The sequence below is a fragment of the Streptomyces sp. NPDC054841 genome (assembly GCF_053611045.1).
In genome coordinates, this window is sequence record NZ_JBSGZO010000685.1 from 1 (window position 1) to 3,472 (window position 3,472).

Consider the following 3,472-nt stretch of genomic DNA (forward strand, 5'->3'; position numbering starts at 1 on the left):
GCTGCTGACTGGTCACCGGACACCGACCAGTTCGTCGAACTCGACGGCGAAGCACTCGTCGTCGGTCAGGGCGTCGTCGATGTCGATGTCGATGTCGTCGAAGTCCTCGTCGTCGTCGAGTCCTTCGTGATCGTCGAACCCGTCGTACACGTCGTACGCGCCGTACCCGCCGTACCCGCCGGACTCCTCGTACGCCGCGATGGCGGCGTCGTCGGATTCTGCCTCGTCCCGCTCCGCACCCACCAGCAGGCCCAGCAGGCGGCCCGCCCGCTCGTCACCGGCCGTCGGCTCCTCCTCCGACTCCGCGTCGGTCGTCCACTCCGCCTCGGCCTCTTGAGCCAGTGCGCCGAGCAGCCTGGCGAACGTGTGGGCAGCCACCGGCACCTGCAGGCGCCCCACGGGAATCAAGGCGTTGTGGCCTCCGCTCAGTGCGGCCAGCGCCCGGGCCACCTCAGGACGCTGCAGCAACGCCGTCAGCGCGGCCGAAGCCGGGCCGCCGCTACCTGCGGCCGGACCGGCCGTCCCGAGCAGCCCCGAGGCCGGCGCGCCGGGCCCGGCCGGTGAGCCGGCCGTGCTGATCGCGCCACCGACCACGCCGCCGCTGCCACGGCCAACGTGGCCGCCGTATCGCTGGAGTGCCGACCCGGCCGCACCGACCAGCGCCCCGCCCAGCGCGCCGAACGGGCCCAGCGCACTGCCGGCGGCGGCGCCCCGAAGTGCGCCCGGACCGACGGCCCTGGCGAACGTGCCCGCGGGCTCTGCCACCTTCGCCAGCGCATTGCCGAGGCCGTCGAAGAACTCCTCGTACTCCGCGGGGGTGATGTTCTCAGCGCTCGCCTCTGCGAAGGCCTCTTCCAGTTCACCGTCGGAGAAGCCGGCATACCGGGAGTCCAGCACCTCACGCAGATGTGGGTAGTAGGTACCTGCGTAGCACTCCGGCATCTCCGTGACCTCCGTTGTGACGGCGTGGTGCTGCGTCCTCAGCGAATCACGGGGTCAGGGCCGGCACCATCTGAGGCGCCCGAACAGGTGCCCGCCGCATATTCCGGCACGAAAGCGCCCTGGTTGAGCGTCCAACCACTGCGTGACCAGCCGCGACTTCGGACACACCGGTCACGGCGTCACGGCGTCACGGCACTAGCGTCGTCGGTCCTGATCGAGCACGTCCTTCGCCGCGAGCCGGCCGTCGTCGAAGCACAGCCGGTAGACCGGGAGCAGGGCGTAGTCGGTCGTCCGGTAGTACACGCACTCGTCCATCCCCGGCGGCTCGGGCTCCGAGCCGTCGGGCCGTCCGTCCAGCGCGTAAGGGGGCAGCCGGGTGGTGACGTCCGTGCGGCTGTCGCCGATGCGCAGGGCGTCGTAGTCGGTGCGGTTCAGGGACGAATGGGTCTGGGTGTACAGGGCGAAGCCGCCCATCAGCACCGTCAGGGCGACGAGCAGCGCCGCCGGGATCCAGATCGCCTGGGCCAGACCGCGGCGCACCCGCCCTCGTGCGAGGCTCAGTTCGCGCGCGGACGTGGGTGCCTCGGGGGCGGCCGGGACGGGTGCGCCGGCGCCGCTCAGCGGCAGAGACGCCGTCACCGCGAAGCCGCCGTCCGCCACCGGACCGTGCCGCAGGGTCCCGCCCGCGAGCCGCACGCGCTCATCGAGCCCGACGAGCCCCGTCCCGCCGGGGGCAGAGCTCGTCGATGCTCCTTCGGGGCCGGGGTCTGTCCTTCGGATCCTGCCGGGCCCGTTGGCGACCGAGACCGTCACGGTCTGTCCGTCTCGGCCGAGCACCACTCGCACGGAAGCGCCCGGGGCGTGCTTGGCGGCATTGGTCAGTCCTTCCTGCACGACACGGTGCACGGCCCGCCCCACCATGTCCGGCACGTCCACGGCAGGCAGGTCGTCCCCGGTCAGTTCCACCGCCATCCCCGAGGCCCGCGCCCGTTCCACCACGTCCCGGGCCGTCTCGCCGGCCGGAGCCATCCGCGCGGTCTCGTCGTCGGTGCGCAGGACGCCGATGATGTCCCGCAGCCGCCCGGTCGCCTCCGCCGCGGCCCGGCGGAGCTCGCCGGCGGCCGCCTGCTGGGCGGGACCCAGCTCGCGGTCCACCTCCAGGGCCGCCGCCCGTACCGCGATCAGCGCCAGATCGTGCCCCAGAGAGTCGTGCATGTCCCCGGCGATACGGGAACGTTCGCGCAGGCGCTCCCGGTCGGCGACCGCGCGCTGTTCCCGTTCCATGCGGTCTGCCAGTTCCCAGCCCGCGCCGACGAGCTGCGCGTACTGCCGTACGTACCGCCCGAACAGCCAGGGCGCCACGACCGCGAGCGCCAGTGTGAGGAGCAGCGTGAACCACTCCCACGGGGTCCTCCCCACGAGCAGCGTCAGGGGGAGACCGGCCGCCGCCACGGCCCCGAACGTCCACAGCGCGGACCGTGTGTGCTCGGTGCGCCGCCCGGTCAGATAGCCGAACGCGACCAGCGCGAGGCTGTACGACGACGTGAACAGCTCCACCGACGCCGCCAGACTCAGTGCCACGACGATCGCCAGAGCGAGCAGCGGCCGGGCCCGGCACACGGCGACGCACACCCCGAGCACCGCGACACCCGCGCCCACCCACCACCACGAACCGCCGTCGTTCGGGTCGCCCTTCAGCAGCACGGGCACGCTCAGCAGGCCCCACAGGGCCAGGTCGACGACGTACGCACGGGTCCGGTCTCTGCGCATGTCCCCACTGTGCCGGACGCCCGGGGGCCCGGGCCTCCGACGAAAGTAGGGGGTGGTCAGCGGCCGGCCGGGGCGTCGCCCTCGTCGCCCTCGTCGACCAGGCCCGCCTCGTACGCCAGGATCGCCAGTTGCACCCGGTTCCGCAGACCCAGCCGCGCCAGCACGGCACTGACATGTGCCTTCACCGTGCCCTCGACGACGTGCAACCGCCCGGCGATCTCCCCGTTCGACAGTCCGGAGCCGACCAGTGCGACCACCGCGCGCTCACGGGGCGTCAGCGGCTCCAGCCGGGCCCGGGCATCGGCGGCCTTCGACAGCCGGCCCGTGCCGACATGGGCGATCACGCGGCGTGCGATCTCCGGGGAGAGGAAGGCCGCGCCCTCCGCCACCGCCCGGATCCCCGCGATCAGCTCCCGCGGATCGCCGGACTTGAGCAGGAACCCGCTCACTCCCGAGCCGAGCGCTCGCGCGATGTACTCGTCCTCGGAGAACGTCGTCAGCATCACCAGCGCGGTATCCGGCACGGTGCGCCGCAACTCCTCGGCGGCCTGCAGCCCGTCCAGGCGAGGCATCCGGATGTCGAGCAGTGCCACGTCGGGCCGGTGCTTCAGGGCGAGTTCGACTGCGTCGTGCCCGTGACCGGCCTCGGCGACGACCTCGATACCGGGGTCGGCGGCCAGGATGGCCTTCACACCCGCGCGGACCATCGCCTCGTCGTCGGCCAGCAGCACTCTGATCATGTCGTCACGATACGTGGAAC

3 protein-coding genes are annotated in these 3,472 nt (G+C 72.6%); all 3 read right to left on the reverse strand.

All coding sequences use genetic code 11. The features are described 5' to 3' along the window. Positions 1 to 12: 12 nt before the first annotated feature. The 3 genes from ACWGI8_RS41710 to ACWGI8_RS41720 all read right to left on the reverse strand — a co-directional run bounded on the left by ACWGI8_RS41710 (position 13) and on the right by ACWGI8_RS41720 (position 3,452). Entirely contained in the window at positions 13 to 942 is a 930-nt protein-coding gene (locus ACWGI8_RS41710) for a hypothetical protein (protein ID WP_453668671.1), read from the reverse strand. Positions 943 to 1,137: 195 nt separating this feature from the next. Next, the gene (locus tag ACWGI8_RS41715) at positions 1,138 to 2,712 is read right to left on the reverse strand and encodes a sensor histidine kinase (protein WP_453668672.1); all 1,575 of its coding nucleotides are present in this window, start codon (positions 2,710 to 2,712) and stop codon (positions 1,138 to 1,140) included. Between the two features lie 56 nt (positions 2,713 to 2,768). Next, complete coding sequence (locus tag ACWGI8_RS41720) at positions 2,769 to 3,452, reverse strand: response regulator (RefSeq protein ID WP_453668673.1); 684 nt, start codon at positions 3,450 to 3,452, stop codon at positions 2,769 to 2,771. Positions 3,453 to 3,472: the final 20 nt, after the last annotated feature.